Genomic DNA, 2,156 nt, shown 5'->3' with positions numbered 1-2,156 from the left:
CTACTATAGTATGCGACTAACAAAATAAGTAACCAGCCAAAAATCTGAAGTACAATAAAACCTTGCCAAATTAGAAAAAACCCAAATAGAAAAAATATAAAGCTAAAAATTTTAAACGGCATATTTTGAAGAATTATGAAAAATTATTATATAATTTATTTTGCTATTTCACACAGAATCGATCGTCTTACCTAGTAGAAAAACGTAAAATTTCACTGTACTAGAATAAAATTCCTAAATCCGTACCTTCCGCGATCGCCAAATTATTAGCTAAACCTGAAAGTATTCCCTACGGTGCGCCAGGAAAGAGGAAGTTGCAAGGGTGAGACAAAAGCAAAAATTTCGCGGCATCGATCCCCAACTACTGGGATTAATATATGGCTTTGTGGGGGTATTCGGCTTTAGCTTAACACTACCAGCAACCCGGGCTGCCGTTACCGATTTTGACCCCAATTTTGTTGGTTTAGGAAGGGCGATTGTCGCAGCATTTTTGGCAATGGTAGTTTTACGAACAACTCATCAACCCTTACCCAAGCGCCGTTACTGGAAAAGTATAGCGATTGTTGCTGCGGGGGTGGTTTTAGGATTTCCCTTACTCTCAGCTTGGGCAATGCAACAGCTACCAGCTGCCCACGGCGGAGTCGTTCTAGGACTGATGCCTTTAGCAACAGCATTAGCAGGCGCATGGCGATTAGGAGAACGCCCCAGTTTAGGCTTCTGGATTGCCAGTGTTGCAGGTAGTAGCACCGTCGTGCTATTCGCGATTGTTTCGGGTGCAGGACAAATGCACTGGGCAGATTTGGTTTTACTTGGCGCGGGTTTAGCTGCGGCTGTAGGTTATGCCGAAGGGGGACGGTTGGCGAAAGATTTAGGCAGCTGGCAAGTGATTTGTTGGGCATTAGTGTTTACAGCCCCAATATTAGTCATACCAAGCGCGATCGCAGTTTACCAGCATGGATTAACCGCCTCCCCTTCTGCCTGGTTGGGATTTGCTTACGTTAGTATTATCAGTCAATTGCTTGCTTTTTTCCCTTGGTATCGCGGACTAGCTTTGGGTGGTGTCGCCAGAGTCGGACAAGTTCAACTTTTGCAGCCATTTTTGACAATTTTCGCCTCAGCGCTGTTACTAAGTGAGACAATTACACCTCTAACTCTAGGAGCTGCAACTATAGTAGTGATGACAGTGGCATTAGGTAGAAAGTCAAAAGTCAAAAGTCAAAAGTCAAAACCACATTAGTACTTATAAACTCATACTAACTACCAATTACCAATTACCAATTACTATGAAGGTTCAAGCGATCGCCTCTTTTGGCGAACCAAGTGTCTTCCAAACTATAGATTTACCCAAACCAGAAGTTATTTCTGGTCATGTTTTGATTCGAGTTGCAGCTACCAGCGTTAATCCAGTTGATTTTAAACTGCGACGAGGGGCAATGCCCGCGATCGCGCCTGAATTCCCTGCCGTGTTGCATGGAGATGTTGCGGGAGTAGTAGAAGCAGTGGGGGAAGGAGTTACCACTTTTAAACCTGGGGATGAAGTCTACGGCTGTGCAGGCGGATTTAAAGGTATGGGTGGCGCTTTAGCAGAATATATGCTAGCCGATGCCGATTTACTGGCATTAAAGCCCAAATCGCTTTCAATGAAAGAAGCTGCTGCTTTACCATTAGTCGCAATTACAGCCTGGGAAAGTTTAATTTATCGCGCCAAAATCCAGCCAGGACAAAAAGTACTAGTTCATGCTGCAACTGGAGGAGTCGGTCATATTGGCATTCAATTGGCAAAATGGGCGGGGGCAAAAGTCTATACTACAGTTTCTAATGAAGAGAAGAAAGCGATCGCCCACAATTTAGGAGTCAATACAGTCATCAATTATCGTCAGCAAACCGTAGAAGAATACGTCGCAGAACACACTTCAGGCAAAGGCTTTGACGTAGTTTTCGATACAGTTGGTAAAGACAACCTCGATCGCTCTTTCGCTGCGGCTGGAATGCACGGTACAGTAGTTTCCATTTCTACCCGTTCCACCCACGACCTCAGCCCCCTCCATGCCAAAGGACTGACCTTACATGTCGTTTTCATGCTCTTACGTATGCTAGACGGCACTCAACGAGCCGAACATGGCAAAATCCTCTTCAACGTTGCCAAACTCGTAGAC

2 protein-coding genes are annotated in these 2,156 nt (G+C 44.7%); both read left to right on the top strand.

The genetic code is table 11. The features are described from left to right. Positions 1 to 322: 322 nt before the first annotated feature. Positions 323 to 1,237: a DMT family transporter gene (locus C7Y66_RS30380; protein ID WP_106548374.1), complete on the top strand. Its 915-nt coding sequence runs from the start codon at positions 323 to 325 to the stop codon at positions 1,235 to 1,237. Positions 1,238 to 1,283: 46 nt separating this feature from the next. Continuing rightward, positions 1,284 to 2,156: zinc-dependent alcohol dehydrogenase family protein (locus C7Y66_RS30375; RefSeq protein WP_106548373.1), on the top strand; the 873-nt coding region annotated here is incomplete at its 3' end.

The sequence above is a fragment of the Chroococcidiopsis sp. CCALA 051 genome, from assembly GCF_003015105.1.
Taxonomy (GTDB): Bacteria; Cyanobacteriota; Cyanobacteriia; order Cyanobacteriales; family Chroococcidiopsidaceae; genus Chroococcidiopsis; species Chroococcidiopsis thermalis.
This window is presented reverse-complemented; position numbering and strand designations above follow the sequence as displayed.